Below are 20,222 nucleotides of genomic sequence, written 5' to 3' on the forward strand. Positions count from 1 at the left end.
TCCAGTTCGATACCTTGCGGCTACGCCTGATCAAACTCGCCGTCCAGGTCGAGACATTGAAGAAATCAATTCGCCTGCATCTGCCGCGATCGATGCCGGATCAGGTCATTCTCCGCTACGCTCTGGCCAGACTGCCCAGGTTACTGGTCTGAGCCCAGGGGCGGTTGCCCCGACCGGTCCCGATCTCATCCAACTCCAGCGCCGACACATCGCCAAGCTCATCAAAACCAGCCCAGAGCGGCCGGTGAGTCGTCACGCGCCCACGACGTCAGGTTGCATAGCTAATTGTAGAAGAATTGAATGAAACGCCCTCATGAATAAATGCGGTTAGGTCATGTGCGGCTGGCAACCTTATATCCAGCCGTAAGCCTTGAACACGATCGGGAGATCGTCTGATTCGATCCATGGCTAAACCCAGCGCGATTGCATCCTTTGGCTGCAATGGCCTCACCGCCTCGAATATGGGCAAACGGCGCACCATATCGCGGCGGTGGACTGAAAGGGATGGACGATGGATTCTGAGCAAACTCTGCCGATCGAGCATGTCGTCGTGCTGATGATGGAGAATAATTGCTTCGACCGGATGCTCGGGTCGATGGCGACGGTGCATGCCGGTCTCGACGGTGTCGATGTGGCACGGCCGCACAGCAACCCAGCCGCGGCGCCGGGTGCACCGGACCTGGTGCAACGGGAGACGATATCGCGCAATATCGATCGTGATCCGAAACATTATCTGGCCAATTCACTGGCGCAGTTTGCCGATGGCACCAATGGCGGGTTCGTCGCTGATTTCGTCCGCACTCATCCGAACAGCACGCCCGAGGAACGCCAGGAAATCATGGGCTATTTTCCGCGCGGGTTTCTGCCGGGGTTGCACACGCTGGCGGAGAATTTCGTAGTCTGCGACCGGTGGTTTTCATCACTGCCCGGACCGACCTGGATCAACCGCCTGTTTGCCCACAGCGGCACCTCGCGCGGGCATGTCAATGAACCGGGTGGTCTGTTCAGTTCGAAGCTGCACATGTACGGCCAGCGCACGCTGTATGACGAACTGAGCGATGCGGGCGTGCCGTGGCGGATTTATTATGGCGATGTGCCGCAGACTTTGGTGCTCAGCCATCAATGGCATCATCTCGGCAATTACCGTCACTACGCGCATTGGCAAGACGATGTCGCGAAGGGCGATCTTGCAGGTTATACCTTCATCGAACCGAGCTACTTCGGGCCGCATCAGAACGATCAGCATCCGCCGCACGATATCATGCGGGGCGATGCGCTGATCGCCGAGGTCTATAACACGCTGCGGGCGAACCCGGGGCTGTTCGAAAAGACCTTGTTGGTCGTGCTGTATGACGAGCATGGTGGATTTTACGATCATGTGGTGCCGCCGGCGACGGTGCCGCCCGATGAGCATACCGAGCATTTCGCGTTTGATTTGTTGGGTTTTCGGGTGCCGGCGATTTTTGTCTCGCCGATGCTTGATCCTGGTGTGATTTCGACCGAATTCGATCATACCAGCCTGTTGAAGATGGCAAGCCGGATCTGGCCAGGTGTGAAGCCGCTGGGGCGGCGCGCCGAACAGGCCAATGACCCGATCGCGTCCATGACCTGGCGCACCACGCCGCGGCGCGATCTGCCCGAGGCCGGGGTGGCGCCTGATATTCAGGAGGCGCGGCCTGTGGCGATGCTGGAGGGGTTCAAAGCCTCGCTGTTCGGCTTCAGCCACCATATCGAAAGCGAAATCCAGCACGCCGGGCACAAGGGCGGGCTGATGCAGCGCGCCCATGAGGCGCTGGGCGATGGGCTGAGCCAGGCGAAGCTCGCGACCGACCGGTTGGCCGTATTCATCGATGAACGGCAAAAGACCAGCGGTGTGCTGGGAACGATCGAACGCGGGTTTGATGCTGTGGCCAAAACGCTGGGTCTTGGCGGCAAGGACTGAGGCGGATGCCGCCGCTTCAGGTGCGGTGCCCGCGGAGGAATGCATCGGCGGTGCGCAGGCTGAGCGCCATGATGGTCAGGGCGGGGTTGGCGGCCATGGCGCTGGGGAAGACCGAATTGTCGCAGATCCACAGATTCGGGATATCGAAGCTGTTGCCTGCATGATCAACAACGCCTGTATCGGCGCTGCTGCCCATGCGGCAGGTGCCGATGGTGTGGGCGGAGCGGCGCATGGTCCAGATATCGGTCGCGCCCGCGTGCTGCCAGATGTTGGTGAGAACGCGCTGGGCATGGCGCTCGAGCCTGTGTTCGTTCTCGCCGTAGCTGAAATGGATGCGCGGCCGGCGCATGCCGATATCGTCGGTCTCGTCGGACAGATCGAGAAAATTACCGGCGGAGGGCAGGCATTCACCGTTGATGCCGACGCCGGCAACATGGTTGTAATGATCGAGATAGTCGATGAGCGGCTGCCCCCACAAACCCCGGCCGCGTGCCACCTGTTCGGCCCAGGTGACCGGCACGATGCCGAGGCTCTGGATCAGGTAGCCGCCCGCGAAATCGGCGTCGGCCGGACGCAGCATGTCCTCGGTGATCAGCGACGAGGGGTAGCCTTTGTGGGGGCGGGTTTGCGCGGTGAAACTGCCCCAGGCCTGGGTGGCGACATGGGCCATGTAGTTGCGGCCGACCTGGCCGCTGGAATTGGCGAGGCCGAGATGCAGCAGCAGACGCGGTGTTTCCACCGCACCGGCGCACAGGAAAACCGCAGCACAGCGCTGGCGATGGTCGTGCCCCTGGTGGCGATAGACGACGGCGGTGATTTTGCCCGTGGCATCGCGCTCGATGGTGTGGACCCTGCAGTCCGGGCGGATTTCCGCACCGGCATGCACCGCGGCCGGCAGATAGGTGACATCCATGCTGGCCTTGGCACCGATGCGGCAGCCCTGGTGGCAATAGCCGCAGTTGATGCAGGCGGGGCGGGGCAGCGCGTTGTGCTGCTCGAACCGGTGCGAGACGACGGCGGCGGGTGCGTCGGTCGTCGTGATGCCGAGAGAGTCGCAGGCGTGCTGCATCAGCATGGCGGGTGCGTTGCGCGCGACCGGCGGCAGTCTGTAGCTGCGGGATGGGTCCCACGGGTAGGCGCGCGGGCCGGAGACGCCGATGTAGGCTTCAGCCTGTTCGTAATACGGCGTGAAGGAAGCGGGGTCCAGCGGCCAATCCTGGCCCTGGCCGGTTTCGGTGCGCAGGCGCCAGTCACGCGGGTCGGCGCGCGGGCAGAACGCACCCCAATGGAGCGTCGAGCCGCCGACGCCGGTGCCGCTGTTGTTGGCACCGAACGGCTGGGGGGTATCGCCCGCGCTGAGGCGTTCATCCCGCCAGTAGATGCCGGCGGCGGCGATTTCATCGGCCGGGAAGGTTTCGGGCTCCCAGTTGCGGCCGGCTTCAAGGGCGACGACCTTGAGGCCGGCGGTCGCGAGGGCGGCTAGCAAGGGCGCACCGCCGGCACCGGTGCCGATGATGACGGCATCGACCGTATCACCGGTGGCGTGGCGGCGCATGGTATCGAGATTCATGCGCCCTGCCCTGCCGGCGCATGTGGTGCGCGGGGTTTGGGTTCCCAGGGTTCGACGACGTCAAGGCCGATCGGGTGAAAGCCGGGTTTATGGTCGCCATCGCCGCCGTAGGCGATGCCGCTGTAGCCGATGCGCGCGAGGGTGGCGGGATGCGCCATGTAGGCGCGAACCGCGGCGGCGCGGAAATCTTCGAACCAGAGGCGCATCTGGCTGGCATCGAGGCTGGCGGGTGCAGCATTGGTATCGCCGGCGGCGAGTTCGGTGAGCATGGTGTCCTGCTGTGCGGGTGACAGCGCGATGAACATGGTGTTCCAGCGGTGGTTGGCGCGATGGTTCAGCGTGTCGAGCGCCATGCTCCACGCTTCGGTATCGGGTGGGAGTGCGGCGAAACGCCAGCCGCGCGGGGCTGCGAAACTGGCGGCGATGGTGGTGGCAAGATTGGGCGGTGCGACGGCCGGGGGGATGACGCGCGCAATCACCGCGTGCAGGGTTCGGGTCTGCTGATCGTTGAACGGGGATGCCTCGGCGGCGGGTAGGGTTCGCGCGAGGAGGGCAGCGCGGGTGTGGGTGCTGACGCGGTCAGATGCGATCAAGGCGCGGTAGGAGGCGTCGATCGTGTTGTTATTGTGGGGCAGGTCCGCGTGATCTTCGATCAGGCGGGCGAGTGCTGCGGGTTGTTCGAGCGGGATCAGATGGCCGGTTGCGGCGAGGGTGATCAGGCGGTGATGGGTGAAATGCGGCGCCATCAGCGTGCGTTGGGCTTCGGCCCCGAGATCGGCGTCGGCCGCACCGGCGATGATCAAGGCGGGTGTACGCAGCGTGCCGATGCGCGCGGCCCAATTCTCGCGGCTGCCGCTATCGAGCCACGCGACCCAGGCCGCGCGGTTGGTACGCAGAATATCGGCGACGGCCGCCTGATGCGCGGATGGATCGAGGCTGTCCGCGATATTGTTGGCGATGTAGCGACGCGCTTGAGCCATCGACTCATCGGCAGACCCTTGGAACCAGCCCCGCATTTCGGCGCGGGATTCCTCGCTCATCGGCTCTGGAGCGGGGGGCGAGCCGGCCAGCAGGATGATGTGGCTGAGGCCGGATAGGGCTTCCGCGCCATGTTCGGCGGCACGGGCAATGACGGTTGCGATCTTGGCACCCATGCTGTGGCCGACCAGCACCCAGCGCCCGCGCACGGTGCGGCCGATGGTGGCGATCACCTCATCGGCCATGGCGCTGACGCTGCCGCCCGGCAGGGCCGAGGCGGCACCGAAGCCGGGCAGATCGATGACGAGGCAGCGGGTGGACGGCGGCAGATGATCGATCGTGTAGCGCCAGGTATTGCTGCTGCCGCCGAGGAAATGCAGGAATACCAGGGTGGGTGGGTCGGCGTCATTCATGGGTTGGCTGGTGGGCGGCGACGAAGTCAAGCGCTGCCTTGTCGTGCTTGAGGGTCGCGATGGCGAGGGGCTTACCGGCTTTGCGATAGGTGACGGTGCAGTTGCCCATGGTTCCGTCGACCAGTTCGTCGTCCCAATCGGTCGCGTGGCCGACGTAGCGGAGGCTGACATCGTACTGACCGGTCCAGAAGAACGGCAACTGGTCGAACCGCTGCTGGCGGCCGAGCATGTTGCGGGCGGCGACCTGGCCTTGGCGCTGAGCGACGGCCCAGTGCTCCACCCTGATCGGTTTGCCGGTGTGCGGGTCTGGCCAGCGGGCGATATCGCCGGCCGCGTAGATGCCGGGGGTGCTGGTTTGCAGATAGGCATCGACCATGACGCCATGATCGACGGTGATACCGGCATCGGCCGCGAGTTCCGTGAGCGGCGCGACGCCGATGCCCGCGACCACGAAATCGGCCGGGATCTGTTCACCGCTGGCGAGGACGACCGCGGTTTCGGTGACCGATGCGACGTCCGCTTCGAGGCGGAAGGCGACGCCGTGATCTTCGTGTAGTGTCTGGAAAAATGCGCCGAGGTTCGCGCCCAGCACCGTTGCCATTGGCTTGGATTCCTGGCTGACGATAAGGACCTCGACCTCGCGTTGGCGCAGCGCGGCGGCGACTTCCATGCCGATGAAACTCGATCCGATCACGACGGCGCGCGCGCCTTTGACCGCCAGCGCATCGAGATTGCGGCCGTCGGCCACGGTGCGGAGGTAGTGGACGAGATCGCCGCCGGGGAGATCGAGGCGCGCGGGCATGGCGCCGGTCGCGATCAGCAGGGCATCGTAGGGGTGGCTGATGCCGTCGGTCAGCATGACCTGTTTATCCGCCGTGTTGATCAGGTTGACGCGGGCATTTAGCACCAGATCGATCGCGTGGTCGGTGAAGAAGGCCGCATCGCGCAGAGGAATGGTCTCTGCCGCCGATGAACCGTTCAGGAAGCTTTTGGACAGGGCGGTTCGGTCCGGCGGAAGATCGGGGTCGGCGCTGAGGATGGTGATGCGGCCTTGGTAGCCTTCGTGACGCAGAGTTTCAGCCGCCGCTTCGCCGGCCGCACCGCCGCCGATGATGACGATGCTGCTGGGTGGATTTTTTAGAGCCGCGGGCTTGGCTGGATGTTTTCGGCCGTTGGTGAATAGCTTGCCGTCACGCTGTTCAACGTTCCAGGTGGCAAGCGCGTCGAGCGCGGGTGCGTCGATAACGGCGCCGGTGCGCAGGCTGAAGCAGGCGTGATGCCAGGGGCATCGGATGGTTCCATTGCTGATCAGCCCTTTTTCCAACGGCGCGCCGTAATGGGTGCAATCGGCACCGATGGCGAAGAAGGTGTCGCCGGAGCGGACCATGAGTACGGGCTCACCATCGGCATGACCGCGCACGGCTGGATGATTGGCAAGCGCGTGGATTGCGACACCTTGGTTGAAGTCGATACCGCTTGGTTGTTGCGCCATTATCGTGATCCTTTTTGGTTCGGATATTGCCCGCGCGGTGCTGCGGCGGTGACCACGCCGCAGCCGTTCCCGTTTACTAACGGTCGGTATAGCCGCCGATGACGGGGAGGATTTCGCCGGTGATGTAGCTCGACATTTGTTTCGATGCGAGAAAGACATAGGCCGGTGCGATTTCCTCGGGCTGGGCCGGGCGCTTCATGCGCGTGTTGGTGCCGAATTCGGCCATGCCTGCGGGGTTGTCACTGGGGTTCAGCGGTGTCCACACCGGGCCGGGGGCAACGGCGTTGACGCGGATGCCGCGCGGCACCAGGCTGCCGGAGAGGGCGCGGGTGAAGGCGTGGATGCCGCCTTTGGTCATGGTGTAATCGATGACTGTGGAATTGCCCATCAAGGCGGTGACCGAGCCCGAGTTCACGATTGCGGAGCCCGCGCGCATGTGCGGCAAGCAGGCCTGGGCCATGTGGAAATAGCCGTAGAGATTGGTTTTTATTGTCAAATCGAAATGCTCTTCGGATAGATCCTCGAACCGGCTGACGTGGAGTTGGAATGCCGCGTTGTTGACCAGGACATCGACCCTGCCGAATGCATCGACGATTTTTCGAACGGCCGCGAAGCACGATGCGCGATCGGTCACGTCGGCGACGACCGCCATCGCCTTGCGGCCTTCGTGCTCGATCGCTTTGACAACCACATCGGCGTCTTCCTGTTCGGATGCCAGATGCAGGATGGCGACATCGGCGCCTTCGCGCGCGAACAATACCGCGACGGCGCGGCCAATGCCGGAATCACCGCCGGTAATGATGGCGACGCTGCCTTCGAGTTTGCCAGACCCTTTCCAGAACGGGGCGTCGTACAACGGCTTGATGCTCTGTCCGGCTTCGATACCGCGCTGGCCCGCTGCATCGGTGGTAAACGGCGGTTCGGGGTAGTGGCGCGCGCCGGCCTGCATGGCGCCCTTCATTTCGAGCTTTGGCCGGGCTTGGTCGGCAGCGCGCACTTCATCGTGGATTTTCTGTTGGCGTTGATTGATGTCCATGTGTCGAAAACTTTCAGTATATTCATGTTTGATTTGATCGATGCGCGCGACGCAGGACGGTCGACGTCGCGGCAGAGATTTCGTTGATTAGTCGTAACGTCACGCATTGTCGTCACGCTGGCTGCGGACATCTGGGGCTTCTACCACGTGATCCAAATAACAATTCGGCAACGGTACGGTCAGGTTGACGGAATTCGTTGCATGATCAGTGAATTTGTTTCTATCACGCGCGGCATTTATCCTCGGGCAGCAGGTTATCATTAGATCGAGCTGATCAGCTAGCAGCACAAGGATTTGCCTGACAATAGTTTCATCTGCGCCGCGTCGTAATCGGTGGTGGCGATGCTCACATCGGATGGACGACGGCCGCCGAACGGCGGCTACAAACCATCAAACCAGGGGAACCCGGACATGAGCAGTCACGACGAAACCATGCGTACCGCGAACTCGGCGCGCGCCGAACAGTTGGATAGCCTCAGCGAAACCAGAACGCTGATCGCCGCCAGCAAAGTCAACGGCACGCATGTCTATAACCGGCAGGGCGATTCGATCGGGTCGATTTATGATGTCATGATCGACAAGAATTCCGGCCGGATTTCCTATGCCATCATGTCGTTCGGCGGATTTCTGGGGCTCGGCGAGCATTACCATCCGCTGCCGTGGAGCATGCTGCATTATGACCGCCAACAAGGTGGTTATGTGGTCGATATCGATCGTGATCGCCTCGAGGGTGGCCCGTCCTTCGCCACCAGCGCCATGCCGGACTGGTCGAATGGCATTTATGGCGAGCGGGTCGACGAATATTACGGCGTTCATCCCGGTATGATGACGCGCTAGGCTGGGCTAATCGGTCTGGCGCACCCGAACCAGTGAGGTCGGCCGGGGGTTAAAGCCCAGCCTCCTCGCTGACGAATTGCTTGATGCGCAGGATCGACGACGGGCTCATGCTGAGCGATCGGATCCCGAACGAGAGCAGTTTCGCAATGATCGGGGGGCTCGATGCCGCTTCGCCGCAGACCGATATCGGGATGCCTCGCGCCATTGCCGCCGCGCAGGTCATGGCGATGGCTTTGAACACTGCCGGATTTTCGGGTCGGCTCAGCGCGGCCACACATGGATTGAGGCGGTCCGCCGCCATGATGTATTGCGTCAGGTCGTTGGTGCCGATCGAGAAAAAATCGACCTCTTTTGCCAGTTCCTCGGCCAGCAGGACCGAGGCCGGCGTTTCGATCATGATGCCGGTGGCCGGCCGGTCGTGCGCGATGGCTTCGGCGGCGAGTTCGCGGCGGCATTCATCGATCAGGGCACGGGTACGATGGATTTCGGAGGCCTCGCTGATCATCGGCAGCATGATTTTCAGATTGCGATTGACCGCGGCGCGCAACAGCGCACGCAGTTGCGGTTTGAACAAATCCGGCCGGTCGAGGCAGAGGCGGATGCCGCGCCACCCTAGAAACGGGTTGCCTTCGGGTGGAATGTCGATCCCCGGCACTGATTTGTCGCCACCAATATCGAGGGTGCGGATGATCACCGGGTGGTCGTCAAAGGCGCGCGCGACCGCATCATATGTTTCGAACTGCTCCTGTTCGGTCAGGGGCCTGCGGTGCTCGCTAAACAAAAGCTCCGAGCGGAACAGGCCTACGCCCATCGCACCGGCACGGCGGGCCGCGTCGATCTCCTTGACCGAACCCAGATTGGCGGCGATTTGCACCGCATGGCCGGATCGGGTGACGGGACGTACGCTCGCCCATCTCTGAAGGTTATCCTGCTTTGCGGTGCAGGCGGTCCGGGCGGACATCAGGCGCGCGCGTTCGGCATCGCCGGGCGCGACAAAGACCATGCCGCCGGCACCATCGATGCCGATTTCGACTCCCGCCGCGACCTCGGGCATCATCCCGCAGCCGAATACCGCTGGGATGCCGTAAGCGCGCGCCATAATGGCGATATGGGCGGCGGGCGTGCCGGTTCGGCAGACGATGCCGCCGATCTGCGACAAATCGGCATCGGCAACATCCCAGGCGTTCAGATCTTCGGCGATGATAATGGCACCGTCCGGCGCCTCACCAAGCGCGGGATCGTGCACGCCGGTCAGGTTGAGAGCGATCGCACGCGCGGCGCCGCGCACATCATCGGCACGGGCCCTGACGTAAGGATCGGGGACCGCCTCGAACTGCATTGCCAGGGTCTCGCCGGCATCGAGCGTCGCCGCGACCGCCGGCAATCCGGCAGCGATCGCCGCCTCGATGCCGCCGGTCCATTCCACGTCACGCACGATTTCGCTCAGCGCGTTCTGGATCTGGCTCGCGGTTGCATCGGCGCTATCGGTCTGGGCGCAAACGAGATCGAGCGACGAGCGGAAGGCCGCGACCTGCTCAGCCCGCTGCGCCGCCGGCACCGTGGTGCGATCGATGACGAGGCGCTGGCGGAAATACGGAAAGGCTGGCCCCAGGGCGACGCCTTCGCTGCCGCCGATGCCACGGAACTGTCCGTCATCGGGTTCGGTTGCGGGCTCAGGTGCGCGCTCGGCGAAGGGGGATGAAATGCCGCCGGGGATGGCCGCCTCGGTCGTGTCTTCGAGCAAGCGGCAGACGGCATCGACCGCCTTATGCGCATCGGCACCGCTGCCGCGGACGATGACGCGATCATGCTCCTTGATCGAGAGCAGCAGAAGCTTGACCGCGCTGCGCGGGTTGGCACTTTTGGTACCATGGACGATTTCGAGCGTTGTGGGGAAAGCCTTGGCCAATGCGACCAATTGCGCGACCGGGCGCGCGTGCAGCCCTTCCGGCACCCTGACCAGGACGCTGCGTTCCGCCTCGATATCCATGTCGGTTCGGTTCCTTCTACGAGGGTGCGCCTGATGACGCGTTGGCTTGGACATTCACGATACTGGCCGATCTGATCACCTCGGCGAGGATCCGCGCAAGCAGCGCGGGTGCCTCGATCTGGGGCATGTGACCGATGTTTGGCAAGAGATTGACGGCAACGCTGCCGCCGATACGCGCGGCCGGATGGAACGGGATGATGCGATCCTCTCGGCCAAAGACGATGCGCACGGGCATCAGCAATGGCGTGACGTCGATCATCCAGTCGGCCGACTGCGTGCCGTCCGGAAACGCGTTCGCGGCGAGCGCGGCGAGGAAAGCGGCACGAGCGGGGTCCGCCATCAGCGCCAGCACCGCGCGGACCATGCCGCGGCTGATCCGCGCCGGATCGGCGACGAGGCGGTGCAGCCAGGGCAGCACGCTGGCTTCGGCACGCGCGCGCAGCAGGCCGATGATGAAATCATGATCGATCACCGGCCCGAGGCCGACCGGAGCGATCAGCAGCAGGGAGCGTACGTCGAGCAAGTTCGACAGCGCCACCCGCGCGGCGATCGCGCCACCGAGCGAATGGCCGACCAGATGAACCGGACCGCTGGTCTGTTCGCGCACCGCGGCGACCACGTGCGCCGCCATTGCCGCGAGCGTCGGCTGCGCGAGCGTTGCCGCGTCGCCGTGACCGGGTAGATCGATCGCGATGCGCGGCAGATCGGCGTCGAGCTGGGCCGACAGCGGGTCCCACGCGGTGCTGTTGGAGGCGAAACCATGCAGATATACAATGGTTTCGCGCACTTCAATGCGGGCGGGCCGGGGCAGCGCGGCGGGCGGTTCTGCCAAGGTGACGGTTTCGACATCCCGGCTGGTCACACGCCCACGCGGCCCGCTGCCGGTGATCGCGGTCAGGTCGAGGCCGCGGATCGCCGCCTGGCGGCGGGCCAGCGGTGTCGCGCGCAGCAATTTTACCGGCGGGGCAAATGATGGCATGGGCGGCGGCGCTGATGCCTCGATCTCGGCGAGCGGCGCCGCATGCCCTGCGGCGATGCCGGCGTGCAGTTCGGGCACGCGTTGCGGCACAGGTGCGTCGGTCGGAGTTTCACCGGGCGCGCGGATTTCCGCGACGATGCTGGCAACCTTGATATCGGTGCCGGACGCCGGGGTGAAAATATGCACGATGCCGCTCGCCGGCGCCTCGATCTCCATCGTCGCCTTGTCGGTCTCGATCTCGAACAGCGCGTCGCCCTGGCGGACACTGGCGCCGGATTCGATCAGCCATCGCGCAATTCGCCCGGTTTCCATGTCCATATCGACCCGGGGCAGGATGACCGGCGTTGGCATTACGCGCCCCTTTCGATCAGATCGGTCGCGGCACGGATGATGTCATCGACCTGCGGCACCGCCGCGCGTTCCAATACCGGATTGTAGGGGATCGGGCATTCGGCACCGCCGAGGCGGCGGATCGGCGCATCGAGCCGGTCGAACGCCTCACTTTCGGCGATCATGGCGCTGATTTCGGCACCGATGCCGAGTGTTTTGACCGCTTCATGCACGATCAGCAGCCGCGTGGTTTTCGAAACGCTGGCGACCAGGGTTTCGCGGTCGATCGGGCGGATCGACCGCAGGTCGATCACCTCGACATCGTGACCGGCGGCGTCCAGGCTTGCCGCCGCTTCGAGCGCGCGGCCGACCATGACGCCGGTGGCAACGATGGTCAGATCCCGGCCGGCCCGGCGGATCGCGGCCTTGCCGATCGCGACGCGGTAGGGCGCCTCCGGCACATGGCCCTTGGTTTTGTAGAGCAGCTTGTGCTCGAAGATCAGCACCGGGTTGGGATCGTCGATCGCGGCGCGCAGCAATCCCTTGGCATCATGCGGCGTCGATGGCTGGACCACTTTCAGACCGGGAATATGGCCGAACCAGGCTTCGAGGCTCTGGCTATGCTGGGCGGCAGCGCCGGTGCCCGAGCCGGCGGGCAGCCGCATGACCAGCGGCACGGCGGCACGACCCCCGAGCATGTAGCTGATCTTGGCGGCCTGGTTGACGATCTGTTCCATCGCCAGGGTTGCAAAATCGGAGAACTGGAATTCCAGAATCGGCCGCCCGCCCGCCAGCGCGGCACCGACCGCGACGCCGGCCGCGCCAAGCTCGGCGATCGGCGTGTCGATCACCCGCTCCCCGCCGAACAGATGAAACAGGTCGCGCGTCACCTGGAAGGCACCGCCGTAAACGCCAATATCCTCGCCGAGCAGAAACACCCGCTCGTCTTCCGTCATGGCCTGGAACAGCGCCTCGTAGATCGCATCGGCATAGCTGAGTTCGCGGAGCGCGGCGGTGGGCTCGATCATGGTATCCACGGCGGTCGACTCCTCAGGCAGCAATATAGACATGTTCGGTCAGATCGGCTGCATCGGGCGGGGCGGCGGCGGCGGCGAAGTCGATCGCGGCGGCGATTTCGGCGGCGACTTCGGCGCGCAAGGCCTCGATATCGGCAGCGCTCATCAGCCCGGCATCGCGCAGCACGGATTCGAACGCGGCAATCGGGTCGCGCGCCTTCCAGGCATCGATTTCATCTTTGGTGCGATACCGGTTGCGATCGCTGCGGGAATGACCGCGGATGCGGTAGGTTTCACATTCGATCAAGGTCGGCCCGCCGCCGCCGCGCGCCCGATCGATCGCGGCGCGACCGGCCTGCAGCACAGCCAAAAGATCGTTGCCGTCGATCCTCACGCCCGGCATGGCATAGGCGGGCGCGCGGTCGGCGACGTGCGGTACGGACATCGAGCGTTCGGTCGAGACCGACATGCCGTATTTGTTGTTTTCGCAGACGAAAATCACCGGCAGATGCCAGAGTGCGGCCATGTTCAGCGCTTCGTGGAACGCACCCTCGTTCGAGGCGCCGTCACCAAAGAAGCAGACCACCACGTCATCGCGCCGCTGCTGCTTGATCGCGAGCGCCGCACCGGCCGCGATGGGAATGCCGCCGCCGACGATGCCGTTGGCACCGAGATTGCCACTTTCGACGTCGGCGATATGCATCGAGCCACCGCGACCGCGGCAATAGCCGGCGTCCTTGCCAAAGAACTCGGCGAACATCAGGCGCGGATCGGCTCCCTTGGCGATGCAATGGCCGTGGCCGCGATGGGTCGAGGTGATCAGATCGGAGCGACGCAATTCAAGGCAGAGACCGACCGCCGAGGCTTCCTGGCCGATCGAGAGATGCATGGTGCCGTGGATCGACCCACGCATGTAGCATTCCTCGGCGGCTTCCTCGAAGCGGCGGATCAGCATCATCTGGCGGAGTGCCGCACGTGCATCGGATTCGGCCAAAGGAAACACGGCAGCCAGCAACGGCTGGGTTTTGAACTCGGGGTGCAGTGGTTTGGTGAGTGGCGTGTCCACGGACTCTCCTTCACATCGGGCAAGTATCTGCCCGGAGAATGGCCATGACAAATGTATTTGTCAATAATCAAATATATTTGTTAGGCCTCAGTCTCGGTCAGTCGAAGCAATCCCTCAGCCGCGATTTCGTCGGTGATAAGCACCCGGGGCGCGAGCAGCCGGATCGCGGCCAGCAAGGAAGGGACCTTCGCCCAACCACCCGATACCAGCACCAACCCCGGCGTGCCGCGCAACGAGGCGGGATCGGCAGCCAGTACCCGCCGATTGATCGGATGGTCCAAGACCTGACCTTGCGCATCGACAAATTGGCAAAGCACGTCGGCGACGGCACCGGCACGCGTAACCTCGGCCAACTCATCCCGGGTGATCAGGCCGTAGCGCATCATTGTCGACGACGGCGAGATGTCGCCGACGCTGAGCAGCGCCATGTCCAGCCGTGCCGCTCTCGCCAATACCTCGACAATGCCGGGGTGGCGGCGCAGCGTGTCGCGGGTAGCTTCGTCAGGCAGAAACACCGGCGCTGTGAGCAGGAAACTCTCGGCCCCGACCAGATCGGCGAAACGCCAAGCGAATTCGGCCGGATTGACGCCGCTTGCCCGCGTCAGGCCGCCGAGCAAGGACACTGCCGTGACATCGCGCATCGGGCGCGCGATCATGCTGGTCAGGCTCGATTGTAGCGTGGCCCCCCAACCAAGGCCAATCGTCATACCATCCTGCAGCGCTTCGGAGACATAAGCGCCGACGACAGCGCCCAGCAATGCCGTGAGTTGTTGGGGCTCCCCGGGCGATGGAATCACGATAGCCCGCTCGATGCCGAAACCGGCTTCGAGCCTGCGCTCCAGCGCGACGCAGTTGGTCAGCCTGGTTGTAACGCGAATTTGTACCGTCCCATCCTGCCGGGCAGCAGCAAGGATTTTCAGAACCCTCTGACGCGTGAGCCCGAGGCGCAAAGCGACAGCGTCCTGAGTCAGCCCTTCCATGAAGTAGAGCCAGGCAACGCGGGTCTTCAGATCGGTGGCGTCGGCATCACCACTGCGCTCGATAGACGCGCCAACAGGACGTGACCAGGACAAAGACGCCTCCTCATACCCATATGTTCGGCGAGCCTTTGTGAGGCGTCACTCTCACTGGGTCAAGGAAACCGACGCGCAGCGCGCAGCCGCTCCCAGCCGCGGCCGGTCTTAATCGCGCAAAGCGGCCTCAATCTGGTCGAGCGTCGCCGCCTTGCCGATGCCAGTCAGAAACGGCAGGCCCTTGATCACCGGCTTGCCAAGACCGTCTGGCACAGGGGTGGTTGAGACGATGACATCAGCGTCCGCCGCCAGGCTGGGCAGTTCGGTTGCTTTGCACTGGCGCAGGATGATCGAGATACCGCGCTCCTGCATTGCCTCTTCGATGGCGCTGGCCACCACCGTCGATGTCGCCACGGCAGTGCCGCAGGCGACGAGTATGGTTTTCCGTTTCATGACTACGATCTCCGATTGGATTGAACGGAACGATTTATGCCGCGAGCTCGTGCCATAATGTGTCGACATCGGGCGCATCGACAATACGGGTAAGGCGGGGGCCATCCTGGATAAGTGCTGCGATCTGCTGAAGCATGGCCAGTTGGCGGTGTTTGTCGTTCAACGCTAGCAGGAACACGACCCGGACTGGTAGCCACTCGTCGGGATCTTCCATACTGGCGAAGGTTACGGGTGTGTTGAGAGTCGCGACTGCAACGGCTGGCGAGATGACGTGAATTGGGTCGGTATGCGGAATGGCGACATGGATGGCATCCAGCGGCAGGCCAGTCGGCATCGTGCCTTCCCGGCTGAGCACGGCTCCGACATAGGACCCGTGCACCTTGCCGATCATTTCGAGTTTGCGGCCTAGCGCAGTGATCACGTCGCTCTGGGACACCGCCGCCAATCCGGGCAGCAGAGCCCGCCGATCGAGCAGATCGGCAAGACCTGTAATGGTTTCGGTCATTCTGCGGCCCTCACTTTGCTAGTCGCGACAGCCAGTTCCGCTTCGGCAGCGACGCTTGCACCGGCTGCGCGCTCCCAGACGGCCCGATTGCGGATGAACAGCGCATAACTGCCGGCGATCATCATCAGAACGATCGCCAATCCGCCCATGCCAAGAGTTCGCACCAACATCACCACCACAAAGGGCACCCACATGAAACCATCGACGATGGAGGTAATCAGCGAGGCATTTTTCGGAATGGCAAAATGCGCGGCACGCGCAGCATCGGTGAACAACGGGGCGAGCGCGCCGGCGATATAAAAGCCAAACGCCAATGTGACGATGCCGACGATGATCATGCGGAACACATTCCCCCGGCACACTGGCGCTGCGAGCGCCACCACGAACGGAATTACCGCAAGATCGGCGAACAGAATGACCCGGTTGCCGGGGAGAACGATCGACATCAGGATGGCAATCGGCACCAGGATGAGAGAACTTGCGATCGCAGCGGGGTGGCCGATCAAGATCGCCGAATCCAAGCCGACGAAAATCTCACGATCGCCTGAGCGTTTGCGGACGAATTGCTGGGCTGCATCGGAGACCGGGATCAGCCCCTCCATCAGTATTTTCACCATGCGCGGCAGTAGGACCATGACCGCGGCCAGATCAATCCCGGTACTGAGGACCTTCTGGGTCACGACGGAAGCATTGCCGGCGTTGTAAAAACCAATCAGGCCAAGGATGATCCCAATGATGAGCCCCAGAATCATCGGCTCGCCGAATACGCCGAAGCGCTTTTGGATCGAGCTGGTATCCATTTGGATTGCGCGCAAACCGGGGGTCTTTTCGATCAGCCAGTTCACCGCAATCGCAACCGGCAGGATTTGGGCGGAAGCCAGGTGTGGCACCGAAACGCCGGGTACCTCGTAGAATTCCTGCACCGCTTTCGCGCTCCAATCGGCGAATAGGAGAGCAAGCCCCGCCATCAGCCCGGCTGCGATCAGGCCATCGGCCAAGCTGCCGGTAGCGGCGACCAACAGCGATCCGACGAAGGCAAAATGCCAGAAATTCCAGACATCGACATTAAGTGTGCGCGTAACGCCGCCGAGCAGCAGAACGACGTTGACCACGATCCCGATCGGAATGACCCACAAACCGACCGAAGAGCCGAAAGCGATCGCGGCAGCCGAGGGCCAACCCACGTCGATGATGTCGCGGTGCAATCCGGTGTTCTTCACGATCGCCTGGGCAACGCCGCTCAGGCTGGTGAACATCAAGCCAATGACGAGATTGATCCCGATGAAAGCGATGCCGATCGTCACGCCGGCGCGGAAGGCGCGGGCCGGCTTGGCCCCTAGGATCAGCGCGATGAAGAAAATCACGATGGGAAGCAGCACGGTCGGACCGAGCGCATCGATGACCGTTTTCAGGGTTGCAAGTAGGCTATCCATTGAACTCCTCCGTTTATTTTTGACGCGACACGGCGAGCGGCCGCCCCCACACCAGATTTGGGGCTGATGGGCCTCGCCGGACCCCACACTGCCTGTTACTAAAAATCATTTGTATTTCCGTCAATCAAAATGTTTACCCTGATTGGCGAAGTTTGGACTACCGCGACGGCGAACAAGCCCGCCAGGTTACAGCGCGATCAGCCCCGCCGCCGTCGCTTCATCGGTGATCACCACGCGCGGTGCCAGCAGGCGGATGGCGGCGTACATGATGCGCAGTTTGCGCCAGCCGCCGGAGGCAAGCACCAGATGCGGCACGCGCCGTAGCGTTTCGGGGGCGACGGCGATGACGCGGTGGTTGATGTCGTGTTCGACGATTTGTCCTTGCTCGTCGAGGAAATTGCACAGCAGATCGCCGATCGCGCCGGCCTCGATCAGCGATTGCAGATCGGCCTCGGGCAGCAGGGCGTAGCGGAACACGGTGGAATCCGGCGTCAGGTCGCCGACGCTGACGATCGCGAGGTCGAGGCGCATGGCACGGGTCATGACCTCCTCGATCCCGGCATGGCGGTACAGCAGATCGCGGGTCATGGGGTCGGGCGCGATCACCGGGGCGGCGAGAAAGAAGCAGTCCGCGCCGAACAGATCGGCAAAGCGCCAGGCGAATTCCGACGGGCTGTAGGCGCTCGCGCGGGTCAGTGCGCCGAGCAGGGAGACCACCGTCATGTTCTCGAGCTTGCGGCTGGCGATGTGTTTGAGGCTGGCGCGCAATGTCTGGCCCCAGCCGAGCCCGACCGTCATGCCATCGAGCAGGGTGGTGTTGAGGTAATCGCCGATCGCCGCACCGATCGCATCGGTGATGTTCGTGGCCTCGGCCGGTTGCGGCACCACGATGGCATGGGCGACGCCGTATTTTTCCTCCAGCGCCCGGGCGAGCGCGACGCAGTTGGTATCGCGCGCATTGATGCGCACCTGGACGGTGCCATCCTCGCGGCAGTCCGCCAGCATCCGCAGCACCCGCACCCGGCTGATACCGATGCGCGCAGCGATGTCTTCCTGGGTCAGCCCTTCAATATAATACATCCAGGCGGCGCGGACCCGTAGGTCGGCATCGCCCGGGCTGACGTCGCGGCGGCGCGGCCGTTGGCTCAACCGGCTTGCTGCAGCGGTTGCGCGTGATACCCCAGCGCCGCGTCCTGCAATCCGCGCAGGCGCACGATGTCCATGCTCTGGTCCGGCCGGCAATTGGCATAGGTGAGCATCGCACCGCGCGCGATCGGGCTGGTGACCACGGCACGTTCGGCCAGGCCGATCGGCAGAGCATCGGCGGCACGGGCGGCTTCGGCTGTCATTGCCCAGCCGCGATAATCGGCTTCGCCGATTTTGCCAAGCACGGTACCGGGTGTGAGATCACGCTTGGCCAGGGTGGCGACCTCCGCGACGGGGCGATGCAGTGGCGTCATGTGCGGTCGCCGGTAGAGCACGGCGGCGGCGGCGGTGAGCGGTACTTCCAGGCTGGTCAGGTGATAGGGCCGGTAGAAGGTGAAATAAGGCCCCTCCCCCATTTTCAGGTCGCGCAGCCGTTCATGGACGCGCGGATGCGGCGCCTTGATGATGACGAACACGCCGGGTGCTACGCCGGCGCCGATCGAATAATCGACCACGCCGCTGCGGCTGAGCAGGCCGCCTTCGCTGCGCGGGCGAAAGACGTTCGGCAGATCGGCGAGGCTGGCGGCCGGCCCGTGCATACCCGCGACATCCGGCAACAGGCCGGTGGCGTTGGCGACCGCGACCATTTCGATCATGGTTTTCGAGCCGTCGACGAATTCAACCAGCATGCGCGGGTTCATGTGCCGGCGCGCCGCTTCCTCGGCGTAGTCGGCGGGAATCGCATCGAAATTCAGCGGGTTGTTCTTGCCTTTGCCGGCCGCGACGATCGGGTAGCCGAGCGAGCGGGCAAACCCCATCAGTTCCATGATCGCGGAGGGTTCATCACCGGCGCCGAGCGAATAGACCACGCCGCGTTTGGCCGCATGGGCGGCAAGGCTGGCGCCGACGGTGATGTCCGCCTCGACGTTCATCATCACGACGTGCTTGCCGTGGTCCATCGCACGAATCGACAGTTCCGCGCCGTAGCCGGGGTTGCCCGTGGCATCGATGATGACATCGACCTGCCCGGCGGTGCAGGCGATATCGGCGGATTGGGTCAGCGCGAGTTTGCCGGCGGAAATGGCCGCCTCTGCCGCCGCCACGGTTTCAACCAGTTGGACGTGATCCGCGCCGATACCCGCCAGGGTGAGGGCTGCGCGCGCAACATCGATCCGCATTTCGGCGAGGACGGCGATTTCGAGACCCGGCATCAAGGCAACCTGGGTGACGATGTCGGTCCCCATTTCACCGCAGCCGATCAGGCCGATACGGATCGGCGCGGACTCGACCGCGCGGGCTGCGAGATCATCGACGAGTGACATGTGTTCCTCCGTTGGATGGCGTGCAGCCTGGATCGCCACGCTGAACATTTATACCATTTTGAACACAAAAATCAATCAACATCAAGTCGGTCGCCGCAAGACATCGGCCTGCCACGGGTCTTTTTCCGGCCCATCGTAAAATCTTGCCACGCCTCAAAAAAAAACTTATTGACACATGATCGAACATTTGTTCATGATCCAGCAAGTCGAATAAGAGAATTCAACGCAAGGGGAGACGCAATGTCCGCAATCAGTCTGATTGCCGTGTTCGCAGTGCTATGGATCATGCAGATCGGGGGCACCGTGTGGCAGATGCGCCATTATCGGCGCGTACTCGGCAGAATTTCCACGCAATGGCAGGATGGTTTCGCCGGCGTCGGCAATGCGCGCGGGCGGATCGGCAAGGGCATCATCCTGATCGTGGTGGTCGGCACCGATGGCATCGTCCGCGAAGCCCTGGCGATGCGCGGGCGCACCATTTTCGCGAAATTCCGCCCGCTGGCCGAATTGACCGGCACGCCGCTCGCGACGCTGCGGAACGCACCGCCCGCAGCGCGCGATGGCGGTTTTTCCAAGGCGCTGACCCAGGCAATTGCGCAGATCGATCGGCTACGCACGGCTGGCGAACCAGCACCGGATGCCCAGGACACAATCGCCGCCCTCGCCATCGCCGCCTGACACTTCCGCCCAACTCCACGAGA

Annotated in this window: 18 protein-coding genes; 4 read left to right on the forward strand and 14 right to left on the reverse strand. The window is 63.5% G+C overall.

Features of this window, described 5'->3' with window-relative positions; genetic code table 11:
• On the forward strand, positions 1-152 hold a 152-nt coding region (locus BW994_RS19160), incomplete at its 5' end, for a transposase (RefSeq protein WP_175612100.1).
• Between the two features lie 359 nt (positions 153-511).
• Entirely contained in the window at positions 512-1,942 is a 1,431-nt protein-coding gene (locus BW994_RS07580; protein ID WP_051657146.1) for an alkaline phosphatase family protein, read from the forward strand.
• Between the two features lie 16 nt (positions 1,943-1,958).
• Here the strand turns inward: BW994_RS07580 and BW994_RS07585 are convergent, their stop codons facing one another.
• The 4 genes from BW994_RS07585 to BW994_RS07600 all read right to left on the reverse strand — a co-directional run bounded on the left by BW994_RS07585 (position 1,959) and on the right by BW994_RS07600 (position 7,431).
• Entirely contained in the window at positions 1,959-3,512 is a 1,554-nt protein-coding gene (locus BW994_RS07585) for a GMC family oxidoreductase (protein ID WP_029310718.1), read from the reverse strand.
• The gene (locus BW994_RS07590) at positions 3,509-4,903 is read right to left on the reverse strand and encodes an alpha/beta hydrolase (RefSeq protein WP_083703299.1); all 1,395 of its coding nucleotides are present in this window, start codon (positions 4,901-4,903) and stop codon (positions 3,509-3,511) included. The genes BW994_RS07585 and BW994_RS07590 overlap by 4 nt, the downstream gene beginning before the upstream one ends.
• A complete protein-coding gene (locus BW994_RS07595) occupies positions 4,896-6,395 on the reverse strand; it encodes an FAD-dependent oxidoreductase (RefSeq protein WP_035227948.1) in 1,500 nt (499 codons plus the stop codon). Before BW994_RS07595 ends, BW994_RS07590 begins: the two co-directional genes overlap by 8 nt.
• A 76-nt stretch (positions 6,396-6,471) precedes the next feature.
• On the reverse strand, positions 6,472-7,431 hold the full coding sequence (locus BW994_RS07600) for an SDR family oxidoreductase (protein WP_029310715.1): 960 nt from the start codon (positions 7,429-7,431) through the stop codon (positions 6,472-6,474).
• 411 nt (positions 7,432-7,842) lie between these two features.
• On the opposite strand from BW994_RS07600, the gene BW994_RS07605 reads away from it, so the two are divergent.
• Positions 7,843-8,268 carry a PRC-barrel domain-containing protein gene (locus BW994_RS07605; protein WP_245594047.1) on the forward strand — a complete coding sequence of 142 codons (426 nt, stop codon included), beginning with the start codon at positions 7,843-7,845 and terminating at the stop codon, positions 8,266-8,268.
• Between the two features lie 49 nt (positions 8,269-8,317).
• Here the strand turns inward: BW994_RS07605 and ptsP are convergent, their stop codons facing one another.
• From ptsP to BW994_RS07655, 10 genes are all read right to left on the reverse strand, one after another.
• Complete coding sequence (gene ptsP / locus BW994_RS07610; protein WP_029310713.1) at positions 8,318-10,258, reverse strand: phosphoenolpyruvate--protein phosphotransferase; 1,941 nt, start codon at positions 10,256-10,258, stop codon at positions 8,318-8,320.
• 16 nt (positions 10,259-10,274) lie between these two features.
• A complete protein-coding gene (locus BW994_RS07615; RefSeq protein ID WP_051657145.1) occupies positions 10,275-11,588 on the reverse strand; it encodes an acetoin dehydrogenase dihydrolipoyllysine-residue acetyltransferase subunit in 1,314 nt (437 codons plus the stop codon).
• The gene (locus tag BW994_RS07620; protein ID WP_029310711.1) at positions 11,588-12,595 is read right to left on the reverse strand and encodes an alpha-ketoacid dehydrogenase subunit beta; all 1,008 of its coding nucleotides are present in this window, start codon (positions 12,593-12,595) and stop codon (positions 11,588-11,590) included. The genes BW994_RS07615 and BW994_RS07620 overlap by 1 nt, the downstream gene beginning before the upstream one ends.
• A 22-nt stretch (positions 12,596-12,617) precedes the next feature.
• Positions 12,618-13,649: a thiamine pyrophosphate-dependent dehydrogenase E1 component subunit alpha gene (locus tag BW994_RS07625; RefSeq protein ID WP_029310710.1), complete on the reverse strand. Its 1,032-nt coding sequence runs from the start codon at positions 13,647-13,649 to the stop codon at positions 12,618-12,620.
• Positions 13,650-13,729: 80 nt separating this feature from the next.
• Positions 13,730-14,722 carry a sugar-binding transcriptional regulator gene (locus BW994_RS07630; RefSeq protein ID WP_211252747.1) on the reverse strand — a complete coding sequence of 331 codons (993 nt, stop codon included), beginning with the start codon at positions 14,720-14,722 and terminating at the stop codon, positions 13,730-13,732.
• Between the two features lie 108 nt (positions 14,723-14,830).
• Complete coding sequence (locus BW994_RS07635) at positions 14,831-15,115, reverse strand: PTS sugar transporter subunit IIB (protein WP_029310708.1); 285 nt, start codon at positions 15,113-15,115, stop codon at positions 14,831-14,833.
• 34 nt (positions 15,116-15,149) lie between these two features.
• Positions 15,150-15,620, reverse strand: a complete 471-nt coding sequence (locus tag BW994_RS07640; protein WP_029310707.1) for a PTS sugar transporter subunit IIA — start codon at positions 15,618-15,620, stop codon at positions 15,150-15,152.
• Positions 15,617-17,140, reverse strand: a complete 1,524-nt coding sequence (locus tag BW994_RS07645) for a PTS galactitol transporter subunit IIC (RefSeq protein ID WP_217696446.1) — start codon at positions 17,138-17,140, stop codon at positions 15,617-15,619. The genes BW994_RS07640 and BW994_RS07645 overlap by 4 nt, the downstream gene beginning before the upstream one ends.
• 99 nt (positions 17,141-17,239) lie before the next feature.
• Positions 17,240-18,202, reverse strand: a complete 963-nt coding sequence (locus BW994_RS07650) for a sugar-binding transcriptional regulator (RefSeq protein WP_035227941.1) — start codon at positions 18,200-18,202, stop codon at positions 17,240-17,242.
• A complete protein-coding gene (locus BW994_RS07655; protein WP_051657153.1) occupies positions 18,199-19,521 on the reverse strand; it encodes an NAD(P)H-dependent oxidoreductase in 1,323 nt (440 codons plus the stop codon). Before BW994_RS07655 ends, BW994_RS07650 begins: the two co-directional genes overlap by 4 nt.
• Positions 19,522-19,761: 240 nt before the next feature.
• On the opposite strand from BW994_RS07655, the gene BW994_RS19595 reads away from it, so the two are divergent.
• Entirely contained in the window at positions 19,762-20,199 is a 438-nt protein-coding gene (locus tag BW994_RS19595; RefSeq protein WP_029310703.1) for a transcriptional regulator GutM, read from the forward strand.
• The last annotated feature ends 23 nt before the right edge of the window (positions 20,200-20,222 follow it).

Origin of the sequence: Acidiphilium rubrum, assembly GCF_900156265.1 — a bacterium.
In the GTDB taxonomy this organism is placed as follows: domain Bacteria; phylum Pseudomonadota; class Alphaproteobacteria; order Acetobacterales; family Acetobacteraceae; genus Acidiphilium; species Acidiphilium rubrum.